Annotated in this window: 26 protein-coding genes, 1 riboswitch and 1 other annotated feature; of the genes, 21 read left to right on the forward strand and 5 right to left on the reverse strand. The window is 38.6% G+C overall.

Annotated elements, in window-relative coordinates; translation table 11 throughout:
* Nucleotides 1-32 precede the first annotated feature (32 nt).
* A complete protein-coding gene (locus tag MKX67_RS01495) occupies nt 33-872 on the reverse strand; it encodes an AraC family transcriptional regulator (protein WP_233435361.1) in 840 nt (279 codons plus the stop codon).
* A gap of 379 nt (nt 873-1,251) precedes the next feature.
* Nucleotides 1,252-2,130: a LysR family transcriptional regulator gene (locus tag MKX67_RS01500; protein WP_095370991.1), complete on the reverse strand. Its 879-nt coding sequence runs from the start codon at nt 2,128-2,130 to the stop codon at nt 1,252-1,254.
* A 106-nt stretch (nt 2,131-2,236) separates the two neighbouring features.
* On the opposite strand from MKX67_RS01500, the gene MKX67_RS01505 reads away from it, so the two are divergent.
* From MKX67_RS01505 to MKX67_RS01555, 11 genes are all read left to right on the forward strand, one after another.
* On the forward strand, nt 2,237-3,238 hold the full coding sequence (locus MKX67_RS01505; RefSeq protein WP_095370990.1) for a putative sulfate exporter family transporter: 1,002 nt from the start codon (nt 2,237-2,239) through the stop codon (nt 3,236-3,238).
* Nucleotides 3,239-3,325: 87 nt separating this feature from the next.
* Nucleotides 3,326-3,739 carry a hypothetical protein gene (locus tag MKX67_RS01510; protein WP_095370989.1) on the forward strand — a complete coding sequence of 138 codons (414 nt, stop codon included), beginning with the start codon at nt 3,326-3,328 and terminating at the stop codon, nt 3,737-3,739.
* Complete coding sequence (locus MKX67_RS01515; RefSeq protein WP_322910261.1) at nt 3,736-5,013, forward strand: hypothetical protein; 1,278 nt, start codon at nt 3,736-3,738, stop codon at nt 5,011-5,013. Before MKX67_RS01510 ends, MKX67_RS01515 begins: the two co-directional genes overlap by 4 nt.
* A gap of 63 nt (nt 5,014-5,076) precedes the next feature.
* Nucleotides 5,077-5,466 carry a DUF4275 family protein gene (locus tag MKX67_RS01520; protein WP_342488796.1) on the forward strand — a complete coding sequence of 130 codons (390 nt, stop codon included), beginning with the start codon at nt 5,077-5,079 and terminating at the stop codon, nt 5,464-5,466.
* Nucleotides 5,463-5,792 carry an HAD-IIB family hydrolase gene (locus tag MKX67_RS01525; RefSeq protein WP_322910262.1) on the forward strand — a complete coding sequence of 110 codons (330 nt, stop codon included), beginning with the start codon at nt 5,463-5,465 and terminating at the stop codon, nt 5,790-5,792. The genes MKX67_RS01520 and MKX67_RS01525 overlap by 4 nt, the downstream gene beginning before the upstream one ends.
* On the forward strand, nt 5,789-6,235 hold the full coding sequence (locus MKX67_RS01530) for an HAD hydrolase family protein (RefSeq protein WP_322910263.1): 447 nt from the start codon (nt 5,789-5,791) through the stop codon (nt 6,233-6,235). The genes MKX67_RS01525 and MKX67_RS01530 overlap by 4 nt, the downstream gene beginning before the upstream one ends.
* Nucleotides 6,236-6,249: 14 nt before the next feature.
* Entirely contained in the window at nt 6,250-6,981 is a 732-nt protein-coding gene (locus MKX67_RS01535; protein ID WP_322910264.1) for a class I SAM-dependent methyltransferase, read from the forward strand.
* A 30-nt stretch (nt 6,982-7,011) separates the two neighbouring features.
* The gene (locus MKX67_RS01540; protein ID WP_322910265.1) at nt 7,012-7,134 is read left to right on the forward strand and encodes a hypothetical protein; all 123 of its coding nucleotides are present in this window, start codon (nt 7,012-7,014) and stop codon (nt 7,132-7,134) included.
* A complete protein-coding gene (locus tag MKX67_RS01545) occupies nt 7,131-7,700 on the forward strand; it encodes a hypothetical protein (protein WP_322910266.1) in 570 nt (189 codons plus the stop codon). Before MKX67_RS01540 ends, MKX67_RS01545 begins: the two co-directional genes overlap by 4 nt.
* A gap of 46 nt (nt 7,701-7,746) precedes the next feature.
* Complete coding sequence (locus tag MKX67_RS01550; RefSeq protein WP_322910331.1) at nt 7,747-8,478, forward strand: cytochrome c biogenesis CcdA family protein; 732 nt, start codon at nt 7,747-7,749, stop codon at nt 8,476-8,478.
* Nucleotides 8,479-8,497: 19 nt separating this feature from the next.
* A complete protein-coding gene (locus MKX67_RS01555) occupies nt 8,498-8,695 on the forward strand; it encodes a hypothetical protein (RefSeq protein ID WP_095370983.1) in 198 nt (65 codons plus the stop codon).
* A gap of 90 nt (nt 8,696-8,785) precedes the next feature.
* On the opposite strand, the gene MKX67_RS01560 is transcribed toward MKX67_RS01555, so the two are convergent.
* On the reverse strand, nt 8,786-9,496 hold the full coding sequence (locus MKX67_RS01560) for a hypothetical protein (protein WP_095370982.1): 711 nt from the start codon (nt 9,494-9,496) through the stop codon (nt 8,786-8,788).
* A gap of 309 nt (nt 9,497-9,805) precedes the next feature.
* Between MKX67_RS01560 and MKX67_RS01565 the strand changes: the two genes are divergently transcribed.
* From MKX67_RS01565 to MKX67_RS01600, 8 genes are all read left to right on the forward strand, one after another.
* Nucleotides 9,806-10,345, forward strand: coding sequence for a hypothetical protein (locus MKX67_RS01565; RefSeq protein ID WP_322910267.1), 540 nt, complete (start codon nt 9,806-9,808; stop codon nt 10,343-10,345).
* A gap of 423 nt (nt 10,346-10,768) precedes the next feature.
* Nucleotides 10,769-11,044, forward strand: a binding site (T-box leader).
* Nucleotides 11,045-11,124: 80 nt separating this feature from the next.
* Entirely contained in the window at nt 11,125-12,765 is a 1,641-nt protein-coding gene (gene metG / locus MKX67_RS01570; RefSeq protein WP_095370981.1) for a methionine--tRNA ligase, read from the forward strand.
* Between the two features lie 61 nt (nt 12,766-12,826).
* The gene (locus MKX67_RS01575) at nt 12,827-13,690 is read left to right on the forward strand and encodes an aminoglycoside 6-adenylyltransferase (RefSeq protein ID WP_095370980.1); all 864 of its coding nucleotides are present in this window, start codon (nt 12,827-12,829) and stop codon (nt 13,688-13,690) included.
* A 112-nt stretch (nt 13,691-13,802) separates the two neighbouring features.
* Nucleotides 13,803-14,051 carry a hypothetical protein gene (locus MKX67_RS01580; protein ID WP_322910332.1) on the forward strand — a complete coding sequence of 83 codons (249 nt, stop codon included), beginning with the start codon at nt 13,803-13,805 and terminating at the stop codon, nt 14,049-14,051.
* A gap of 25 nt (nt 14,052-14,076) precedes the next feature.
* Nucleotides 14,077-14,538, forward strand: coding sequence for a helix-hairpin-helix domain-containing protein (locus MKX67_RS01585; RefSeq protein ID WP_095370978.1), 462 nt, complete (start codon nt 14,077-14,079; stop codon nt 14,536-14,538).
* 148 nt (nt 14,539-14,686) lie between these two features.
* On the forward strand, nt 14,687-15,169 hold the full coding sequence (locus MKX67_RS01590) for a VOC family protein (protein ID WP_095370977.1): 483 nt from the start codon (nt 14,687-14,689) through the stop codon (nt 15,167-15,169).
* 205 nt (nt 15,170-15,374) lie between these two features.
* Nucleotides 15,375-17,855 (forward strand): peptidase G2 autoproteolytic cleavage domain-containing protein, encoded by a 2,481-nt coding sequence (locus MKX67_RS01595; RefSeq protein ID WP_095370976.1) that lies wholly within the window; start codon nt 15,375-15,377, stop codon nt 17,853-17,855.
* A gap of 77 nt (nt 17,856-17,932) precedes the next feature.
* Nucleotides 17,933-18,322, forward strand: coding sequence for a DUF2283 domain-containing protein (locus MKX67_RS01600; protein WP_157733822.1), 390 nt, complete (start codon nt 17,933-17,935; stop codon nt 18,320-18,322).
* A gap of 20 nt (nt 18,323-18,342) precedes the next feature.
* Here the strand turns inward: MKX67_RS01600 and MKX67_RS01605 are convergent, their stop codons facing one another.
* Entirely contained in the window at nt 18,343-18,981 is a 639-nt protein-coding gene (locus MKX67_RS01605; RefSeq protein WP_322910268.1) for an alpha/beta family hydrolase, read from the reverse strand.
* Between the two features lie 161 nt (nt 18,982-19,142).
* Here MKX67_RS01605 and MKX67_RS01610 point away from each other — a divergent pair, with 161 nt between their 5' ends.
* Nucleotides 19,143-20,288 carry an MFS transporter gene (locus tag MKX67_RS01610; RefSeq protein ID WP_324837809.1) on the forward strand — a complete coding sequence of 382 codons (1,146 nt, stop codon included), beginning with the start codon at nt 19,143-19,145 and terminating at the stop codon, nt 20,286-20,288.
* 64 nt (nt 20,289-20,352) lie between these two features.
* On the forward strand, nt 20,353-20,748 hold the full coding sequence (locus tag MKX67_RS01615) for a VOC family protein (protein WP_095370973.1): 396 nt from the start codon (nt 20,353-20,355) through the stop codon (nt 20,746-20,748).
* Between the two features lie 18 nt (nt 20,749-20,766).
* Here MKX67_RS01615 and MKX67_RS01620 read toward each other — a convergent pair whose 3' ends face one another.
* On the reverse strand, nt 20,767-21,222 hold the full coding sequence (locus MKX67_RS01620) for an SRPBCC family protein (protein ID WP_095370972.1): 456 nt from the start codon (nt 21,220-21,222) through the stop codon (nt 20,767-20,769).
* A gap of 361 nt (nt 21,223-21,583) precedes the next feature.
* A riboswitch (cyclic di-AMP (ydaO/yuaA leader) is annotated at nt 21,584-21,739 on the forward strand.
* Nucleotides 21,740-21,771 lie beyond the last annotated feature (32 nt).

Consider the following 21,771-nt stretch of genomic DNA (forward strand, 5'->3'; position numbering starts at 1 on the left):
ACTTAAGTTTTCATAAATATAGTGTAACTGGCTTAATCATGTATCTCTCCTTGTTGGTATAAAACCATTTCCTGAGTAGGATAACCAAATTCAGTCAGAAGTTCTGCTTCTCTAAAACCTAGTTGAATTAATGCATTTCGGTAGCCTAGGTCAGCTTTATCTCCTTTTCTAAAAGACGTGATGTGGACTTTTTCGTAATTTGCCAAATCGGTCATCTTTATAAAAAGATGTATAATCTCTGGTTTATCATATAAAGGATGAACCCCCAGGAAATCAATTCCCCCATTTATGTGGGAAATCAACATATTTCCAATGATTAATCCATTTTCTATCATGATGAAGGCACGTCTGTCAGCAATGTATGTTTGAAGTACCTTTCTATGCTCTGCTTCTTGCAAGTGAGGAAAGCCATCAATTACGAGGCTTACAAAAGCCATCCAAGATGGTACATCATCCTTGGTAGCTTCTTTAATTATTCGTAAGTTCTCTAATTCTTTATTGTTACTCGTCTGAGTCCATTCATGATTAAATTGGAATCGTAACTGTAATGGATAATAGTCTTTTTCCTCACGGTATTGAAGGGGTGATTTCTTATACATTGCTTTAAATATAGTGGTAAATGCTTGCTGACTCTCGTAACCAGCAACCAATGCGATTTCTAGAATAGACTTATCGGAGAATACAAGCATCTTTGCTGCCTCAGTTAACTTTCTTCGCTGTACATAATCATGAATAGTCATACCTACTGTTTGTGAAAATACCCTATGCAGATAATACTTCGAATAATGCAAGGCATGTGCAACAAGTGCTAGGTTCATTTTCTCTGATAGATGAGCTTCGATATAATCAATGGTATCCATAATTAGATTCACTTTTTTCAAAGCTTGACCCTCCCTCACAAATAATAACAAGAAAACCTAAAGATCTTTTCATTATTCTTGCTCTTTTCTTACACATATACTAGCGGATGCCAGCAATATTATATTTAAATATGACAATGAAGGGAGAGTAATATACATTTAGTATTGGAAATGAGGGAATTTATACGGATAACAAACTATTTTTTTGTTGATAGCTCATACTATCATTACAATGTTAGGTGGAATTCAGAAGTTTACTTATATATTGAAATAACTATCACCTTAAAATGGACAATGCTTAAAAAGAGGTGGTTTGGTCGAGTAGAAAAGGAACGAATAGAACCTGTCACTTGTTCCATTCATCCCATTTAATCAAACGTTTGTTTAAATACTAAGCTTCAGTACCATATTTCAACGTATTGACCAATAATTGCGTATTGCGATTAAGGTTTGTCCCTTTGGTCAGGATATAAGAAAAGGCTCGTTTTGCATAAAGGCCATCTATCGGTACAATCTTCAATAGACCGTATGTTAATTCCTCTTGTATGGTTGCCTCGGATAGTAAGGCGAGTCCTAGTCCACTTTTTACGCTACTTTTTATTCCTTGGGTAGAGCTGATGATGAAGGTGGATTTGACTCTAATTTGATGAGATTCGATTAGATGGTCAAATGATTGCCTTGTCCCCGAACCTTCTTCACGGATAATCCATTCTTGATCATGCAAATCTTCTATCGAATGAAAATTTCCTTCATAGGCAGGTGAACAGACAATCACTAAACGATCTTCTGCGAAGGGTGTTTGGACCACCTCTCTTGCATAGGTTTGCCCTTCCACTAAACCGATATCTACTTCTAACCGCCTCACACTATTAATCATCTGATCTGAATTACCAATCGTCACATGGAAGGATAACTGCTCATGAGTTGCTTGTAATTGTGCGATCACGCTCGGCAAAATGTATTCACCAATTGTAAAACTAGCTCCGATTCGTATGAGTCCTGAGGCAACTTGTTTTTTCTCATATAATGTTTCTTTAAGCTGTTGATACACATCCCATATTTTTAAGCCTTGATTATAAAAAAGTTCCCCTTCTGCTGTTAAGTGGACTTTTTTTGTTGTGCGCTGAATGAGTGAGGTCGCAAATTCATTTTCCAGGTTTTTTATATGGACACTAACGGTTGGTTGAGATAACGCCCTTTGTTTAGCTGTTTTTGTAAAATTTTTCTCGCGTGCGAGGACAAGAAACGTCTCAAGTTCCTCCATATGCATGATAACCACCCCATTTATTAATAAAATGAATAAGTATTATTATATATATTTATTTCCAAAATAAAAAGGACAAAACTATACTGTAATAGAGAAAGGGGAGGCAGCAATGGATTTAAAGTCATCTTTGAGAACAGGCTCCTTTTATTTTGGAATAGGAACGACATTGATTATTGCAATTATGGCTGGCCTTCTCGCCAAACTACCTTACCTGACGATAATCGGTCATCTTGTTTTAGCCATTTTGCTAGGTATAATTTGGTCTCATACGATTGGTTGGAACCGTTCATATAAAGTCGGTGTTGATTTTTCTAGTAAAAAATTATTAAGACTAGGCATTATCTTGTTAGGTTTGCGCCTTAATTTATCCGATTTAGCTCATGCAGGTGTAAGTACTTTTCTTTATGCGGCATTCTTATTATGTGTCACCCTCATAGCAGTTTATAGCTTCGCTAGGATGCTTCGTGTGGATAAGACATTAAGTTTATTAACGGCATGTGGTACGGCGATTTGTGGTGCGGCTGCGATTGTGGCGATTGCATCTGTTGTCAGAGCGAAGGAAAGTGTGACTGCTGTCAGTGTCGGTGTGATTGCTGTGCTTGGTACGCTATTCACGTTACTTTATACATTTCTTTATCCGATTTTACCAATAACCGATTACCAATATGGTATGTTAACTGGAGGCACCCTGCATGAGATTGCGCACGTTGTTGCTGCTTCTTCTGTTGGTGGTGTGGAGGCAGAGAATATCGCCATCATCGTTAAACTAACAAGAGTCATTTTACTTGTACCAGTGGCCATTCTTATCGGCTATTATATGAAGAAGCGGGAAAGTCAAGAGAGCGCAACAAAGAACAAGTTACCTATTCCTTGGTTTATTTTCGGTTTTCTCGCAATGAGTGCCATCAATACGTTGGGGTGGTTGCCGACTGAACTTGTTCAATGGCTTATTAGTGGATCATATTTATTATTAGCGATGGCAATGGCGGGCTTAGGGCTAAATGTAGAACTCTCCGCTTTTAAGAAAATGGGCCTGCAGATTTTTTATGCGGCATTACTTGGTACGATACTGCTTGTTTTATTAGGATTTATCATTATTTTTATGATGTAAAGGGTCACATGAAGTGTGGCTCTTTTTTTTGTTCCATTGTATGATAATAAGAATATATTTCCATTTTATATGTATGAAGGAGTAAGTATGAAAAGTATATACCTCGCTATCGTTTTAAGCGTATTAGTTCTCATCGGTTGTGAAAAGGGAGAGCCGATGGTGTTATTGAACGAGCCAATTAAAGCTATTCATTTTTCACCATCAAAAGGCGTGGGTGAAATAAATGAAACCATCCTTTTTTCTATCAAAGAAGATGCAGACATAAAAACAGTGGAAAAAGTCATTTTAACAGCTGTAAAAGAGCCAACAGTAATAAATGAAAGACTGCCAGATTATGATGTAATGGTTGAGTATAAAAAGGGTTTGCCTACTCATGCCATTCATTTATGGGTAGGAGAACAAGATGAACCTAGTATTCTCATGTATATGGTTAATGATGGGGAGACGTATTTGACCACAGGCGACATGACGAATGTGTTAAGGGAGATGCTTAAGAAATGATTATAAACGAACAAGAGCAAAAAATAATAGAATGGACCAGATTCAAGTTCGGCTTAGCTCATTATGATTTATGTCGTAGTAGTTACAGTCGCCGTGTAACACTTTTTAATGAAACAGTTTACCAATATTGTATGGAGTGGTTTCCTAAAGAGGCAGGTATTGTTGAGGAAAATTTAAATCCTGAGGGAACGGCAGTAATTACGATCGATTTGCAAACAAATAAGGTAGAATCCGCTATTTTTGTGGAAGGGAAAACATATGCAAAGCATGGTGTTGTCTTTCAACAGCGGGATGTAGAAAGCATTATCAAATGGATAGAAGCGGAAACGAATTTAATATATGGTAGGCATTTTCAACTGGATTCTCATAAAGGGGACAAGTACGTTTTTAAAGAATGTTATAAAGGGATAGACATATCTCCACCTGGTTATATTGAACTGAAATTAAATAGTGAAGGGAAACTCGTTTTTTATAGTGTTTATGGGCAATTTCTAAAAGAAGAAGTAGTGAAAGAAGAGGAATATACATTGACCGTTGAGCAAGTAAAGAAAGCTGCCCAATCGCAAATCAAACTGATACATGATCCTTCCTTTGAAGAGGAAAAAATCCACGCTGTATATGCTGTAGAGGAAATTTATATAGCCAATGATCTTTCGAAAACATTTCCTTTTGAAGGTTTTACCGATAGATGTGGACGTATTGAATTGGAAGAGCTATTGGTTTGGTCGGAGCCGTTACAAAATAACTTCACTCGGAGTGAGTTGATGTTGATAGAAAATATCTCAGCAAAACAGGCATTCACGAATGAACCTAGTGCTGATACTGAACTGATTAATGAAAGTGAAGTAACTGCTTATATTGACGTCGTTCAAACGTTTTTAAGACAAGTATACCCAGAGTATTCAGGGGAATGGTTATTAACTTCTTTCAATCGGGATATTGGTTATATTCACGCAAATTTAAAAGGAAGTAAGAGCCACTCGTTTGTTTTCCAGCGGAAACTGAAAGTCTTTATCGATCCCCGTTCGCTCGAGGTGATTAATTATATAGACAACCAGATATTAAGTGATCAATTTAAATCGTATGATGGCCCGGATGAGGTTGTCCTATCAAAAGAAAAAGCCTATGAAAAAATCAAGGAATTCATTGAGTTAAAACCTAGTTATGTGTATGACTTTGATACACGAAAATATATTTTAAGTGCAATGATTGATAGTTTGTATGGGGTTGATGCCAATACAGGTGAGGTTTTCTTGTTGGCGGATAGGAAGTGATGGAGTGGTGGATTTAGTAACAAGATTGCGAGATCGGGGAGTAAAAGTAACCGAGATACCGAAATGGGGTCTTATTTACAATATCGCTGGGAGCAGTCAATTGCTAGTCACTTGAATAAGAGTGAAGAAGAAGAGATTCATTTATATGATAAAGGGAGAATTTGTGGGTTTCTATGGCACGTTTTTAGTTATGAGACAGTCGCTTGTCTAGAAGGAGAACAGGCTAGAGGTAGGTTAGATCAAATGAAAAATATGTCTTGTTATATATTTTACGAGATGGATGCTGCTGCGTATATCATTGATCGGGTAACATCACTCAAGGCGATTGATTTCGAGAGAGAAAGTGATATTTATGTGGTGGATGTTGATTTTACTTGGACATATATAAGGACACATGAACCCCCGTGGTACAATCCTTATTTTTATCATCATAAAGAGGTTGAGAGAAGATGACTTATAAACTGGTATTCTTTGATGTGGATGGAACGATAACGAGTGAAAAAGATGGGAGTATACCACCGACAACTAAGGTAGCGATTAGAAAACTGATGGAGAAAGGTATACACGTTGTTGCGGCTACTGGTAGACCATTATCCATGTGTGAAGAGTTGCGGGAAATAGGAATTGAGACATTTATAACAGCTAACGGAGGGTATGCCAAGCATCAACAGACGGTCATACATAAGATTCCATTTAATAAAGAGAGATTAATAGACGTGATGAACTTTGCAGAAAAAATGAAACATGGTTTATCTTTTTATACTGAATCCTTTATATGAATGGTGTCAAAGAAGAAGCTATTCTTACAGCACTTAATGAGACTTTATCTCTTGCTGATTATCCGAGTACACAGCCTGCTATTCTTGAGGAGGAGGTCTATCTTTTATGTTTATTTGCGAATGATAGAGTAGTAGATATTTATCGGCAAACGTTTCCTTATTTAATCTTCAAGAGGTGGCACCCTTATATCTTAAATGTAGTTGAAAAAGAGGTATCTAAGTATGTAGCAATAAAAGAAGTATTAGCCTATTTCAATGTGTACCCCCATGAAACAATTGCTTTTGGTGATGGCGACAATGACATTGATATGGTGAAACTTGTTGGGCTAGGAATTGCGATGGGGAATGGTAGCCAAGGCGTTAAGACTGCTGCGGATTATGTGACTTCTAGGGCAAGTGAAGGAGGGATTTATGAGGCATTAAAGAAGTTCAATATTTTATAAGAAGGAGGTTCGTTATGAAGGAGAATATATATGATCAAGCATCCTTTTTTGAAAAATATAGCCAAATGACACGATCGGTAAAAGGCTTAGAAGGAGCTGGAGAATGGCAAACATTAAAAGGTATGCTGCCGACCTTTCAGGATAAAACCGTCTTAGATTTAGGTTGTGGTTTCGGTTGGCATTGCCGATTCGCGGCAGAGCATGGAGCTAAATCAGTTGTGGGAGTAGACATTTCTGAAAAAATGATCTCGAAAGCAAAAACAATGTCACAAGACTATGAAAATGTTACATATATTCGATCCACAATAGAGGATATGCAAATAAAGGAGAGGCATTATGATGTGATAGTAAGTTCGCTTGCCCTACACTATGTACCTGACTTTGAAGAAGTGGCTAATAATGTTCATAAGGGATTGGTAAAAGGAGGACAATTTATTTTTTCTGTAGAACATCCTATTTTTACAGCACAAGGTAGTCAAGATTGGTTCTATGATGTACAGCAAGAGGTTTCTCATTTTCCTGTCGACCATTATTTCTTTGAAGGAGAAAGACAAACAACCTTTTTGGGAGAAAAAGTAACGAAATACCATAAAACTTTGACTACTTATCTTGATGGCTTACTAAAGCAAGGTTTTCAAATCACAAGAGTAGTGGAACCAAAGCCACCAGAACATATGATGCATACAGAGGAAATGAAGAATGAAATGAGAAGACCCATGATGATCATCATTTCGGCGACTAAATAAGAGTAGCTAAATATCAATGATGATTGGTTGTTGAAGAAAGGAGTAGATGATTTGGTCGTTTCAAGAGATTATTCTCTTAACCAGTTTTATGAAATTCCGCCATATACGTACAATCCGGTAGCAGGAGCTTTATGTATGGGGTTGAAATTATGACGGAGTTCCAACTTTGTCATAGAGTAAAGGAACTCATGTCGGGATTTGATAAACCGTGGTTTATTGCGGGTGGTTGGGCGATTGATTTGCATATCGGTCAAAAGACTAGAGAACATAAAGATATTGAAATCGCTGTATTTCGTCATGATCAAGCGCATGTAAAAAATCACCTTAAACAATGGAGGCTTCAGAAAGTGGTGAATGGTGAACTAGTTATGTGGGAAGGAGAAAACTTACAGCGACCGATTCATGAAATTCATTGCCAGAATGTGATAAATGGTACTTCTTTAGAGGTATTGTTAAATGAAATCCAACATAACGATTGGATCTTTAGAAGAGATGAGCGTATTCGTTATTCATTTGAAAAAATGAAGTCCGTAAACAAAGAAGGCATTCCTTATTTGAGTCCCGAAGTGGTGTTGTTATATAAAGCGAAAGATACGAGAGCGAAAGATCAAGAGGACTTTCTTCGAGTCGTCGATTTCCTATCTTCTGAAGAAAAGAAATGGCTACAAACGGCGATGCAATTACATATGCCATATCATAAGTGGTTAGAATTACTGTAAGATACTGAAATACACTTACTTAAATGGATCAGGAGGATACCTAGTGATGGATATAATGAATATGACAGTAACCTTAGCATTATTAGGCGGGCTATTGGCATTTTTCTCTCCGTGTACGCTACCGTTATATCCGACTTTTATCTCTTATATTACCGGGGTATCGGTAAATGACCTGAAACAAAAGCATGGTGCACAGTCGAAGGTAATCCTTCATGCGGTTGCGTTTTGTTTCGGATTAGCATCTTTAAACTATGTATTGGGTTTTTCTGCGAGTTTTCTTGGGGAGTTTTTTAGAGAATATAATGATCTCATTCGCATGTTTGGTGGGATTTTCCTTATTATGATGGGGATATTTTTAATGGGTCTTTTTCAGCCGAAACTTCTTATGAAGGAGATACGCCTCTTTAAATATAAACAAGCAGGAACTTTTTTGAGTTCATACTTAGTAGGCGTCATTTTTGCTGCCGCTTGGACCCCATGTATTGGCCCCATCTTAGGTGCTATTATTTACGCTAGTTTGGCTCAACCACCAGAACAAACTTTTATCCATATTACAGCTTATTCGTTAGGATTTTCTATACCGTTTATTTTACTAGGTTTTGCTATTGAGAAGGTGCGATTCTTTCATAAATATTCGAGTCATTTGATGAAAATGGGTGGTTTCATTTTGATTATTATTGGGGTAATGGTCTATTTTGATCAAGTGTATGTCATCAACATTTGGGGAGCGAAGGCGGAATTCTTTTTGAAAGGGTTGTGGGGGATGATTACTAGTTAGCACAAAGGGGGAAAATTAGTTGAATCAGTTTAATATAAAGTGGCAAAACCCAATCATCCGTCTGTATATTTTAGGCATGCTACCTTTGATCGTGCTGTCTATCATATTTTTTAGTACTTTACCGAGTGAATTGTATTGGATCCCAAACAGTTTATTAATGATTGGTACAGTCGTTATGATTCTTACTAGTGCTATACTTTACAGAAAAAGTAAGTAAGAAGAGTTGAGTACAACTCCATAAAAAAGACATGAACAAATGTTTCTGGGAATTTGCTCATGTCATTTAAATTGGGTTTTCTCCTTTTATTTACCAATTAAAGACGGTTTTAAGAGTAAAGAGAATCAATGAGTACAAAAGGGAAGCCAATAAGAAAGTGGGCAGGTGGGCATAGTCTTCCTCCGGTAACTCTTTACTAATGACATTAAAGATCATTGCGCCTGAACTGAAAGCGATGATGGAGTGGACGAATAACCCTGTAGTAGGGCCCATTGATCCGGCAATTGCCCCTATAAGCGTAGCTATCGCAAATAGAAAGCGTCCGTATTGGTGGTGAATATCCTCGTTTTCTTTTCCAATATGATAGGATATGCCGATAAAGTGAAGACCGATGGCTAATCCATAAAATAAAGCTTCACCAGAGTGAACGTCAGATGAGAATACAATATAAGAAACCATAAATGTATAGATAGCGAAAAAAGTTGCTTGCACAAAATAGGCGGCGTTTTGGTTCATTTTTTGCGCTTTTGTAGATTTTGCGAATTTATACACACTATAGTAAACAATTAATCCGATTAACCCCAAGAAGTATAGTTCGGAATCGATCGCTAGTGTGCCACCTAACTTGTCTTGTTCTTCATGCATGGAAGGGAGAATATATACAAATACATAAGCGATCGCCACACCGCCGGAAAGTGAAAGTATTTTCTGCTCTTTCATTGGTAGCCATTTAATAATCCTTAGTGCAAAAAGTTGAATGAATATAAGAATAACGCCAATGATGATGGATTCAATGGTCATGGTGATTCCCCTCCTATTTCTCTACCCTTCTATATACCCAAAAATCATAAATGAGTCATCCTCCGCCAATTTTTATTTGTCTGGTTATTTAACCTGACGAGACGAGATAAAAGGCCAATAGTAGTAATAAGTAAGCTATGAGAGGGAAAAGAATAATCCATGGTCAGTGGTAGATGACGCCGCGTGCCTGCCCGATGAGCCCAGGCCTTTTATTGGTAATCGAAAGATAAATCGTCGGCAAATATTGTTTTCCCGTGCCGCCGAGAAATAGATAAAGACCCGTGATTTGGCCGAAATACACAACCAACAATGGTGAAAAAAGTAAAAAAGGAAGCGTTAGCGAGTCATTCAGCACGAAAATCCGCCACGAAAGCCGAGCAAATAGCATTAGCAAGTCATTCAGCCAGAAAATCCGTCACGAAAGCCGAGCAAATAGCATTAGCGAGCCATTCAACTAGAAAACCCGCCACGAAAGCCGAGCAAATAGCATTAGCAAGTCATTCAGCCAGAAAATCCGTCACGAAAGCCGAGCAAATAGCATTAGCAAGTCATTCAGCCAGAAAATCCGTCACGAAAGCCGAGCAAATAGCATTAGCGAGTCACTCAGTCAGAAAATCCGCCACGAAAGCCGAGCAAATAGCATTAGCGAGTCACTCAGTCAGAAAATCTGCCACGAAAGCCGAGCAAATAGCATTAGCAAGTCATACAGCCAGAAAATCCGTCACGAAAGCCGAGCAAATAGTATTAGCGATTCACTCAGTCAGAAAATCCGCCACGAAAGCCGAGCAAATAGCATTAGCGAGTCATTCAGCCAGAAAATCCGTCACGAAAGCCGAGCAAATAGCATAGGCGAGTCATTCAGTTAGAAAATCCGCCACGAAAGCCGAGCAAATAGCATTAGCGAGTCATTCAGTTAGAAAATCCGCCACGAAAGCCGAGCAAATAGCATTAGCAAGTCATTCAGTTAGAAAATCCGCCACGAAAGCCGAGCAAATAGCATTAGCGAGTCATTCAGCCAGAAAATCCGTCACGAAAGCCGAGCAAATAGCATTAGCGAGTCACTCAGCCAGAAAATCCGTCACGAAAGCCGAGTAAATAGTATTAGCGAGTCACTCAGTCAGAAAATCTGCCACGAAAGCCGAGCAAATAGCATTAGCAAGTCATTCAACTAGAAAATCCGTCACGAAAGCCGAGCAAAACACATTTGCCTTTCACTTCTCCCATTGACTTTCAAAACCCAGTTGATTACAATTACATTTAAATATTTTCACTCCAAAAGCAATGAAGAGAAAAAGTAGAATGTGTCGTTTTTTAAGCAGAGAGCTTCGGTAGCTGAGAAGAAGCAAAAAGCAATCATTCGAAAATGGTCTCTGAGCTGTGTACTGAACATACTTGTTTATAAGTATAAGTAGGCTACACCGAGTTTTGGCACTCGTTATCAATGTCACAGTATAAAGGCCGATTGGGACTGGCGTACTTGATGAGGCAAGTAGGGCAACCTATTTGTAAAATAAGGTGGTAACGCGTGGTGTAAACCTCGCCCTTAGCTAGAAATAGCTATGGGGCGAGGTTTTTTGTTTGCAGTCACGTCTCAATCAAACAGGCTAACAATTTAGGGGGAATAGAAGATGAGTATTTTTATTGGTGGGGCGTGGGCTTATGCAAATGGATCTTTACATCTCGGTCATGTTTCAAGTTTGCTACCTGGAGACATTTTGGCAAGATATTATCGTTTAAAAGGAGAAAAAGTGCTATATGTTTCAGGCAGTGATTGTAATGGTACACCGATTACTGTGAAGGCAAGACAGGCGGGGGTAGAGCCGCAGGCGATAGCGGATCACTATCACCAAGAGTTTGTTGATTGCTTTACGCAATTAGGTTTTTCTTATGATATTTATACAAGAACAGATACAGCTCATCATCATCATGTAGTACAAGAAATATTTTTAGCGCTTTTAGAAAAAGGCTTGATCTACAAGCGAAAGGTAGAGCAAACCTATTGTGACCATTGTCAGCAGTTCTTGCCAGACCGCTATGTGGAAGGATTATGTCCAGTTTGCAATGAACCTGCCAGAGGCGATCAATGTGATCATTGTGCAACCATCTTAGAGCCCCTTGAACTTCATGAACGCAGCTGTAAAATTTGTGGTCACACACCGACGACAAGGGAGACAGAACATTTTTATTTTGCACTAAGGGACTTACAAGCTGATTTGGAGAAATATACACAACGGGCTGAGGTGCAACATTTATGGAGAGAGAATGCACTGCATTTAACGAAAAGGTATTTAGGTGAAGGCTTGCACGACAGAGCCATTTCTCGAGATCTACCAATCGGTGTCAGTGTCCCTGTTTCTGGTTATGAAGATAAAAAGGTGTATGTATGGATTGAGGCGGTTTCAGGCTATTATTCAGCAAGTAAAAAGTGGGCCGAAGAAAACAATCAGGATGATCATCATTTTTGGTCAAATGAAACAACCTCGTATTATGTGCACGGAAAAGATAATATCCCGTTCCACACGGTCATTTGGCCCGCCATTTTACAAGGAATAGGAATTGCGGCATTGCCGACAAGGGTGATTTCCAACGAATATGTTACTTTAGAAAAAAAGAAGTTATCGACGAGTAAAAATTGGGCTGTTTGGGTGCCTGATTTCTTAGAAAGATATGAACCAGATTCGATTCGCTACTTTCTTACGATTAATGCACCGGAGAATCGCGATGCCGATTTTTCTTGGAAAGAGTTTATCTATAGCCATAATAGCGAATTGCTCGGTGCATATGGGAATTTTGTGAATCGTACGTTGAAATTTATTGAAAAATCATTTGCCGGTGTCATTACAACGTCGGATATTGATGAAAAGATAAAAGGAGAAATAAACTGCTTATATCAAGAAGTTGGAAACCTCATCGAACAAGGAAGCATGAAGCAAGCACTAGAGAATATATTCGCCTATGTACGAAAATTTAATAAATATTTTGATGAGCAAAAGCCATGGCAACAATGGCATGAGGATCAAGGGACTTGTGAAAAAACGTTAGCTAATTGTGTTTATCTTCTTGCCAACCTCGCGCAATTACTTTCTCCTTTTTTACCGTTTTCAAGTGAAAAGGTATTTGAATTACTCAATGTCCAAGAGCGGAGATGGCAAGAGGTTGTTTTGAATGGTGTGACACTCACTGCACCAGTTGAACCATTGTTTGCGCGCATTGATGTAGAGAACATTGAAAAAGAATTAACGAGATTACAAGCACAATCACTTATCTAATAATCGCCGGAAGCAGGACTTTACTTAGCAAACAAAGAACCAATACTTGGGTGGTGAAGTGATGAGGTCAGAAACAGAAATGATGGCTACGATTATAGACTTTGCAAAAAACGAAGAGAGGATTTTTGCTGTCTATATGAACGGTTCCAGAACAAATATAAATGTCCCAAGAGACCAGTTTCAAGATTATGATATTGTTTATGTCGTTGAAGATACCGAGCCTTTTATTAAAAATCAAAATTGGATCGCATCATTCGGCGAGTTGATTATGAAGCAAGAACCAGATAAAAATGATTTTGGTAAAGAAATAGTGCAAGACTTCAAGAGTTATGGTTTTCTGATGCTATTTACAGACGGCAATCGCATCGATCTTCGCTTTCAAACGAAGGAAGTGATGCGAAAAGAATATGGGGAAGATAAACTGACTGTTCCTTTATTAGATAAAGGTGAGTACTTGCCCATTATTCCTCCTCCGACAGATGTCGATTACCACGTGCAAACACCGAGTGAAGGTGAATATGATGCTTATACAAATAACTTCTGGTGGTGTCTACAAAATGTGGCGAAAGGCATTTGGCGAGATGAATGGCCATATGCTCAAGCAATGTTTAACTCTGACATAAGAGACGCATTAAACAAAATGGTCGATTGGTGGATCGGTATTCAATATGATTTTCGTATTTCTACTGGTAAGTTAGAAAAATATTATAAGTGTTATCTCCCTCCTTCCTATTGGGAGATGTACAGAAAAACTTATAGTGATGGAGATGAGGAAAATATGTGGGAAGCAGTTATGACCACATGCGAATTGTTTCGTGCGTTAGCTCAAGAAGTGGCTAATCACCTTCGATTCTCTTATCCTATCAATGATGATCGCCGCATGTTGGCGTATTTGGAGGGGGTTAGGCAATTACCGAAAGCGTGAAGGAGATAGGCTACTTAAAGAATGAGAGGAAAAAGCGGAAAAAGGGATTGAAGACCTTTCGTATAAGGGTAAAGAATTGTACGACTTAAAAGCAAAGGGATGGATTCACACAATGAATATTCTTTCCTATTCTTATAAAAAACGGGGAGCGATTGAATTTACTTTCGATGCTTTTCCCCATTCAAAAGTAGTCTTTCACCCAATTAAAACGTATTATTTCATTCGCACTGTGCGCTGGAATGCGGCGGATCCTGTTGTGACAAGAAGAGATTTAGAGAGAATGGAAATGGTAGCTAACTTAGAGATGGGTACACTTGAACATTATAAAAAAAGAAAAGGTTATAAACCACTAACACTATAAATGTAAGCCAGTAAGGAGGAAGCCGATGCCATCTTATCAACCTAAATTACCTTTAACAGCGGATGAAAGGTCTAGACTACGAGAGGCAAGATTGAAGATCAGCCAAATACATATACTTGGGATAAAAGAAATTAGTCAGCATTTAAATATATCAGATGAAAGGGCACGGAAGATTAAGGGATGGGCAGACTTCCAATTGGTGCCCTCAATTGGTTTTGAATTAGCGGATAAACTTGTTCGATATCTGCAAATCTATCGTTTAGAAGATATAAAGAATGAAAACCCTGGACAACTATTTGATCTGCTGGAAAAGGAAATGGGTGTGAGAACGGATGGCTGTGTGGAAGATCAAATTCGCTGTGTCATTCATTTTGCTAACAATAAGCAAATGTCTAAAAAATGGTTTGACTTCACGGAGGAGAGGAAGGCGTATCGCATAACACATGGCTTTCCATCAGATCGACCAGAGAAATCGTGGAGGGACTAGGAGAAGTTGGCTATTGTGATTCAAGAGAGTAGCTTATTGCAAAGTCCGCTCTCCATCAAAAGTCGTAAGTAAGATACAGCTTTTATCGGTCGTGATGAGTTCTCTTTTGTATAAAAATATAATTAGATAAAGGAGGACTGATGATGCAATGATAGAAGGCTTATATGAAGCTCATTTACCAGTCAAAAATTTAGATGACGCGATTGAATTTTATACGAATCTAGGGTTACAGGTGGCATTAAGGGATGAAGATACAGTATTTCTCTGGATTGAAAAGGATAAAAGTTGGTTAGGTCTATGGCAAGGTGAAGAGTACAAGTTGCCTTATCATCCTTCTGTTAGACATGTTGCCTTTCGCGTTTCCTATGAAAATTTAAAGCGGTCATTAAATTGGTTAGAAACAAAGGGAATTGAAGCAGTGCCATTTGGTAACAGAAAGTCGGTGGCTCCATTTATTCGATCACATCAAAGTAATGCGTCAGTTTATTTTAAAGACCCGGACGGCAATAGTTTAGAGTTGATGTGTACGGTGGATACACCAGAGGAGTTGCAGAAAGTTTGCAAAAAGTGGTCTATCACTGAATGGGAAGAATCTTTGAAGGGACTTAAGCTACAAGATATATATAAATAGAGTAATTTTACGAAAAAATGTTGCTTCATATATCATTTTTTCGTTTTTTTTTTGCCTTGTAAGAGTTGAGCGGTAATATGGTTACATTTAGAAAATGCCAAAGAGATAAAGTGATAAAAATAGGTTACTTGTCCACACGAAAATGATCTCTTCTTAATAAACTATCAGGATAAAGATTAAATTCTTGTGGAAAGGAGTGTTACATTTGGCTGATTGTAATAGAAATGCTTTAGGGACATGTTCCGATGCAGGTGGCTATAATACTACTGCAAGTGGTGTGGCTTCGCATGCGGAAGGTAGTACAACAGAAGCTGTTGGCACAGCGTCTCATGCGGAGGGCTATAATAGTATAGCAACTGGTGAGACATCACATGCCGAGGGTTATGCATCAACAGCAACAGGTGCAGCTTCTCACGTGGAAGGATCAAGTACTAATGCGACGGAGGTCGCCGCACATAGTGAAGGGTTTAATACACTAGCGAGTGGGCAAGCCTCCCATGCGGAGGGGAATTCGACGGAAGCTTTAGGCACAGCATCCCATGTGGAAGGCTTTGGGAATACAGCGATTGCTGATAGCTCACATGCAGAAGGTTATGGAACAACAACAGAAGGAATTGGTTCACATGCAGAAGGGGCTCAATCGAATGCAGGTGGAGTCGCTGCACATGCAGAAGGCTTTAGTACAACTGCAAACGGTGATGGGTCTCATTCTGAGGGGAATTCTACGAATGCATTAGGGACAGCCTCCCATGCGGAGGGTTTTGAAAGTTTGGCCATCGGTGGAGTATCACACGCTGAGGGACATGGGACTGAAGCAAGTGGATATGCCTCTCATGCCGAGGGGATTAATACTTCGGCAATTGGAAATGAGGCACATGCTGAAGGAACAAATACGTCGGCGGTTGGAGATAATAGTCATGCCGAGGGTTATGCAACAACAGCTAGTGGAGAAACCTCTCATGCCGAAGGTTCTGAAACAAGTGCAAGTGGAGATGTTTCGCATGCAGAAGGTTCAGAATCAACAGCAAGTGGGGGTGCTTCGCATGCAGAAGGGTTAGGTACAACCGCGAGTGGAGATGCCTCTCATGCGGAAGGAGATGGTACGTTAGCTTCTGGTAGTGCTGCACATGCCGAGGGTTTATCTACTTCTGCTACCGCTATCGCTTCGCATGCAGAAGGTGGTTCAACAAATGCAACAGCTTATGGTGCTCATGCGGAGGGCATTCAAACAACTGCCTCCAATTCTGGCGCACATGCCGAGGGTTTTCTAAGTGTAGCAAGTAACTTTGGTACTCATGCCGAAGGGTACAATACTCAAGCGATAGGATCTTACTCTCATGCCGAAGGGGGGAGTACACAGGCACAAGGTGTGTATACTCATGCGGAAGGATATTTAACCGTTGCAAGTGGAGATGCGGCTCATGCGGAAGGTACTTCAACAGTTGCTTCTGGTACTTGGTCTCATGCGGAGGGTGATGGATCAGAGGCATCTGGCTACGCATCGCATGCAGAAGGAAATTCCACAATTGCTTCAGGCACTTTTGCACATGCCCAAGGTCAGAGTACTGTGGCAGCGGGCACTGCTTCCCATGCTGAGGGCTACTTATCTAGTACAACACTTGATGCCCCTTATGCACATGCAGAAGGATTAGGTACAATTGCCAGCGGAAATGCTTCTCATGCGGAAGGAACAGAAAATACCGCAAGTGGTTTTTCAGCACACGCAGAAGGGGGTTCAGATGGTGCAAACTTACCTGCACCTAACACTGCAAGCGGCAATAGTTCCCATGTTGAAGGATTTAACAATGTGGCGAGTGGATTAGCAAGTCATGCAGAAGGCACAGATACGATCGCTTCAGGTGATTACTCTCATGCGGAGGGACTTGGAACAAGTACAAATGATCAAGCCGGCGCACATATTATAGGTAGATACGGTGATGCCGAAGAACCTTTTTCATGGTTTATTGGTAACGGTACAGCTGCAGACACAAGAAGCCTCGGTGCTAAATGGTTAGCTAGTAATGGCGAAATGTATATTGATGGAGCCACATACAATACTGGTGGGGCAGATATAGCAGAGATGTTTGAAAGTATAGATGGCTTGGCAATTGATCCAGGATACTTTGTTACATTAGAAGGAGATAAGATGCGAAAGGCAACTGCATCTGATAGCTATATTCTTGGTGTAACAAGTGCTACTCCAAGTTTATTAGGTAATAGTGCAAGCTTGAATTGGCAGGGGAAATATGAATTAGATGAATGGGGACGTAGAATATACACCCATATTGAAGTACCTTTGCCAGCTACAAAAAATGGAGAAACTCGCTCATCGGTTACAGAAACCAAACCGATCATTAGTACGAAATGGGATCCATCGCAATCTTATGTTTCAAGACAAGATAGACAAGAGTGGTCTGCAGTAGGGTTATTGGGACAATTAAGAGTAAGAGATGATGGTAGTTGTCAAGTGAATGGCTATTGTTTACCAAATAATGAAGGAATAGCAACTACTTCACAGCAAGGGTATCGCGTGATCAAAAGAACGGCCGCTAATCAAGTCATTATTATGATAAAAGGCAATGAAAGTGAAATAATCGAGCTTTCTAACCGATATCAACAAGAGCAACAAGAAATGAAACAAATGCTTTCCCAGTTGGCTAATACAATTAATAATAAAAATAATTAAACCGTAAGAATGTAGGGTTTCTATAAAGAGGAACCCTATGTTTACATAATAAACTAAAAATCTGGGGGGGAAAACGATTGGAATCTAGAATTACATTTGATACAGAGGCGAAGGCTGGCTATATTTATTTACTGGCTGATTCAGAAACGTATACTATTCAAGCAACAGAAGATGTGGGTGATTCTCCATTACTAGTCGATATTGATGAGCATGATCGAATCGTTGGTATAGAATGTTTTGGAGAGATTGCGCAAAGATTATCCCCGATAGCAGGGGAAGAAAAAATATATCACGAAAATGGAGAAACCCTATCCTTCCGGCTATCTGGACAAGCTGTTAAGAAACATTATCTGCTAAAAGGCATCCAATTTTATTTTGCTGATGAGCAGTCTAAATACTTTATCGGCTTCGACATTATTGATTTTCACAAATATAAGAAACAGATTTTAAAAAGCATGGTAAAATAATTTTTAGTTTTTTTTCGCTTTCAAGAAATAAATCTTTTTAATTCAGCCATTACTGTTTTTAAAGTTTGAAGGGATTGTTCCGTATGATAGTTGATGTCGAGTGAGTGATTTGCGCCATCGATTATTTTTATTTGAATAGAACGTTCCTTCATTTCTTCGATTGTTTCATGATGGAAATATGGATCTTGATTACCGATGACGAGTAACACCTCTTGCGTTATAAGTACTGTTGCCTTAGCGATTGATGGGAGTTTTAATAACGGTGTTAAAAGAATAATCTGTGCCTCACGGAAAATTTCTTCTTTCGCAAGGTGTAAAGTGATCGGTATCGTACCAAGAGATTTGCCCAACAGGATGGTTTTTTGATAGATATGTTTTTGAGATAGATCCGTAATAACTAGGTGAATATCTGCCATCATTAAGGATGAAATGTCTTCTACTCTATGTGTTTTTAATAAATTTGCTTCATATTGATAATGGATATGAACAACATCAATGCCCTGTTCAATCATCATCATCGTAGCGTAGTAAAACAATGGATGATTATAGTTGTATCCCGCTCCTGAAAACATAATACATACGGACGGAGCACCTGAATTTATATGAGTATATCTAACTACTTTTTCCTCTTTTTGTAAGTTTCTTTCGTGAATTTCCATCGATTTCCCCTTGTTATTTTTTATAAGTAGTGTAACATATTTCCTGTACTGTATTTTCTGAATCTTATATTTTTTTGCAAGGGGTGATACCTATCGGGTGGAGAAATCCTGCGCTGCTTATATTGGGTATAGGCGTTTCTTATTTAGGAAATTGGATTTATTTGATTGCGTTGAACGTATATATTATTGACTTAACCGGTTCTGCAGCTGCAGTTGCGGGTCTTTATATTATTAGACCTCTAGCAATGCTTATGACCAACCTTTGGTCAGGAAGCGTGATTGATAGAGTAAATAAAAGAAGGTTAATGATTTTTATCGATATTGTACGTGGTCTTTTAGTTGTCTGTTTACCATTTTTACATTCATTATGGTTAATTTACTTTTTATTGTTACTTATTAATTTGGCTGGTAGTTTCTTTGGACCAAGCTCACAAGTATACATAACCAAATTAATTCCAGAGTCAGAACGTAAGCGAGTTAACTCTCTTATCGGAATGGCAGGTAATGGGGCAATTATGATTGGTCCAGCTATTGCAGGTGTACTAATGACGACGGTTAGTTTGGCTGTCTGCTTCTATATTAATGCGGCTACTTTTATTATTTGTGCTTTCTTTATTTTCTTACTTCCTAATGTGGATGAGCAGAATAATCATGTTAGAGAGCGAATTCGCTTAAAAACATTAATAGAAGATTGGCGAACAATTATCCGGTTTTCAAAAGGAGCCAAATATTTTATATCTGTCTATTTGTTGTTCCAAACGACGATGCTCATATGTGTCGCCCTAGATTCTCAAGAAGTTACCTTTTTAACGAGAGATCTTGGCCTATCTAATGAAGCGTATGGCTATATTGTGGCTATGACAGGTATCGGTGCTATATTTGGCGGTTTATGTTCGAGTTTATTAGCGAAAAAATTATCATTAAAACTATATATTGGTGCGGGGATGTTATTGACATCCATCGGTTACATTGTCTTCTATGCATCTTCACATTATTTGACTGCAACCATAGCCTTTGTCATATTAGGGTTCTTCTTTACGTTTGCAAATGCAGGTTACGTTACTTTTTTCCAAAAACAAGTACCTGTCGACATAATGGGGAGGTTTGCAAGTGTAGCTGATCTATTGCAAGGAATCGTCCAAATTGGTTTGACATTACTACTGGGTCTCCTAGCTGAGTGGTTTACCCTACAAGAAGTAAGTGTTGTATTTGCAGTGATTAGTGGAATTGTTTCCATTGCGTTAGTCGCAACTATCTATCGTCCATCAAAGGCAAGTTATTTTGAAGATAAGGCTGTCTCTAGCTAATGATTTGCTCCTAACTTCCGATTGAAGTATGATGAATGAAAATGAGAGATAAAGGAGATTAGCGATGAAAAGTGTCATGCCTTTTCTTATGTTTCAAGATGGCCAAGCAGAGCAAGCGATGAATTATTATACGTCAATTATTGAAGACTCAAGCATTATAAATATTGTCCGCTATGGTGAAAATGAAGTGGGTGATGAAGGAACAGTAATGAATGCCATATTCAAGCTAAAGGACCAAGAAGTGATGTGCATTGATAGTAATATCGCCCATCAGTTCAATTTCACACCAAGCTTTTCCTTTTATTTGAATTGTGATACTGAGGAAGAACTTCGTGTTGTCTACGAAAAGCTAGTAGACGGTGGTACGGAATTAATGCCTTTAGGTGATTATGGTTTTAGTCAACAATTTGCCTGGATTAATGATCGCTTCGGTGTGTCTTGGCAAATCAATCTACCTTAAGTAAAAAGATGGCGAGGGTTATGTATTCCCTTCTGCCATCTTTTTTAATGCTATCGCTCTTTTGGTTATGAATCGTTGCATATAAGCTTTTAAAAAGAGGAAGTCTGCTATCTTTCCAATCAATCCTAATGGTGAAATATAAGAAAATGAATCAATCATTTCTGTTCCTTCATCATGCTCGCGGAACTCATGAACATGGATAAATGATTGAAAAGCACCCTTTACCAATACATCTGTAAATTGATAGGGGCGTTCCATCTCCGTAACTTTTGCTGTTAGTCTCTGCTTTACACCAAAATGTATAGCTTCCCATGTTACTGTATCCCCACTCCTGAGTAAACCTGAAGTCACTCCGGCAACAGCTCGCTCCTGTGATTGCTTTGCTGTCTCCGTATGTACTTCCACATTTCTAGCTAAATCAAAACATAAGTGAATATCGGCATGAATCAACAAACGATGTTTAATGACAGGCATCTGTAAACCCCCTTATTTTAGTGATAACAAAAGCATTCGATGAAATCAACCACCATAAACAAGATCATTGCGGTAACCGTTGATTAATTATTTAGATAGACTAAATAATTAATATTTCAGAAAAATTAGTTTTGTAAAATTTGTGTATATTTTTCTTTAATTTTTATTTAAAAAAAGAGGAATAATCGGAAGAATTAAACTGAAGAATATTATAGTAAACAGGAGAAATGATAAGTATTTGCTAGAATTATAAAGGTTTTGCTAGATAGGTGCGCTATAGTGAACGCACAGCTTTAAATATCCTCGGTAATTCTTGCTATTTACAATTTCAATGTATTAATAATATAATAGAAAAGTATTTTGTAATATATTGCTTAATCTTTTTTCTAAGAACGGGGGACCCAATTTTTACAGCGGACATGTCCGTTTGGGGTGAATCTATGTATGTTAGAGGGGCTTACTGTTTCCCTTAGTCCTAACCCGAAAGCTAACCTCGTCAGCATTAAAGGAGACAAAAGGAGTTTATATGATTGCGGGAAAATGACTGAA

The organism is Cytobacillus sp. FSL W7-1323 (assembly GCF_038595015.1).
Lineage (GTDB): Bacteria > Bacillota > Bacilli > Bacillales > Cytobacillaceae > Cytobacillus > Cytobacillus kochii.

Excerpts from the sequence above, each read along its gene's own strand:
- MKX67_RS01500 (WP_095370991.1), bottom strand. The coding sequence starts at position 2,130 with ATGCATATGGAGGAACTTGAGACGTTTCTTGTCCTCGCACGCGAGAAA.
- MKX67_RS01505 (WP_095370990.1), top strand. The coding sequence starts at position 2,237 with ATGGATTTAAAGTCATCTTTGAGAACAGGCTCCTTTTATTTTGGAATA.
- MKX67_RS01510 (WP_095370989.1), top strand. The coding sequence starts at position 3,326 with ATGAAAAGTATATACCTCGCTATCGTTTTAAGCGTATTAGTTCTCATC.
- MKX67_RS01515 (WP_322910261.1), top strand. The coding sequence starts at position 3,736 with ATGATTATAAACGAACAAGAGCAAAAAATAATAGAATGGACCAGATTC.
- MKX67_RS01520 (WP_342488796.1), top strand. The coding sequence starts at position 5,077 with ATGGGGTCTTATTTACAATATCGCTGGGAGCAGTCAATTGCTAGTCAC.
- MKX67_RS01525 (WP_322910262.1), top strand. The coding sequence starts at position 5,463 with ATGACTTATAAACTGGTATTCTTTGATGTGGATGGAACGATAACGAGT.
- MKX67_RS01530 (WP_322910263.1), top strand. The coding sequence starts at position 5,789 with ATGAATGGTGTCAAAGAAGAAGCTATTCTTACAGCACTTAATGAGACT.
- MKX67_RS01535 (WP_322910264.1), top strand. The coding sequence starts at position 6,250 with ATGAAGGAGAATATATATGATCAAGCATCCTTTTTTGAAAAATATAGC.
- MKX67_RS01545 (WP_322910266.1), top strand. The coding sequence starts at position 7,131 with ATGACGGAGTTCCAACTTTGTCATAGAGTAAAGGAACTCATGTCGGGA.
- MKX67_RS01550 (WP_322910331.1), top strand. The coding sequence starts at position 7,747 with ATGGATATAATGAATATGACAGTAACCTTAGCATTATTAGGCGGGCTA.
- MKX67_RS01560 (WP_095370982.1), bottom strand. The coding sequence starts at position 9,496 with ATGACCATTGAATCCATCATCATTGGCGTTATTCTTATATTCATTCAA.
- MKX67_RS01565 (WP_322910267.1), top strand. The coding sequence starts at position 9,806 with ATGGTGAAAAAAGTAAAAAAGGAAGCGTTAGCGAGTCATTCAGCACGA.
- metG (WP_095370981.1), top strand. The coding sequence starts at position 11,125 with ATGAGTATTTTTATTGGTGGGGCGTGGGCTTATGCAAATGGATCTTTA.
- MKX67_RS01575 (WP_095370980.1), top strand. The coding sequence starts at position 12,827 with ATGAGGTCAGAAACAGAAATGATGGCTACGATTATAGACTTTGCAAAA.
- MKX67_RS01580 (WP_322910332.1), top strand. The coding sequence starts at position 13,803 with ATGAATATTCTTTCCTATTCTTATAAAAAACGGGGAGCGATTGAATTT.
- MKX67_RS01585 (WP_095370978.1), top strand. The coding sequence starts at position 14,077 with ATGCCATCTTATCAACCTAAATTACCTTTAACAGCGGATGAAAGGTCT.
- MKX67_RS01590 (WP_095370977.1), top strand. The coding sequence starts at position 14,687 with ATGATAGAAGGCTTATATGAAGCTCATTTACCAGTCAAAAATTTAGAT.
- MKX67_RS01605 (WP_322910268.1), bottom strand. The coding sequence starts at position 18,981 with ATGGAAATTCACGAAAGAAACTTACAAAAAGAGGAAAAAGTAGTTAGA.
- MKX67_RS01615 (WP_095370973.1), top strand. The coding sequence starts at position 20,353 with ATGAAAAGTGTCATGCCTTTTCTTATGTTTCAAGATGGCCAAGCAGAG.
- MKX67_RS01620 (WP_095370972.1), bottom strand. The coding sequence starts at position 21,222 with ATGCCTGTCATTAAACATCGTTTGTTGATTCATGCCGATATTCACTTA.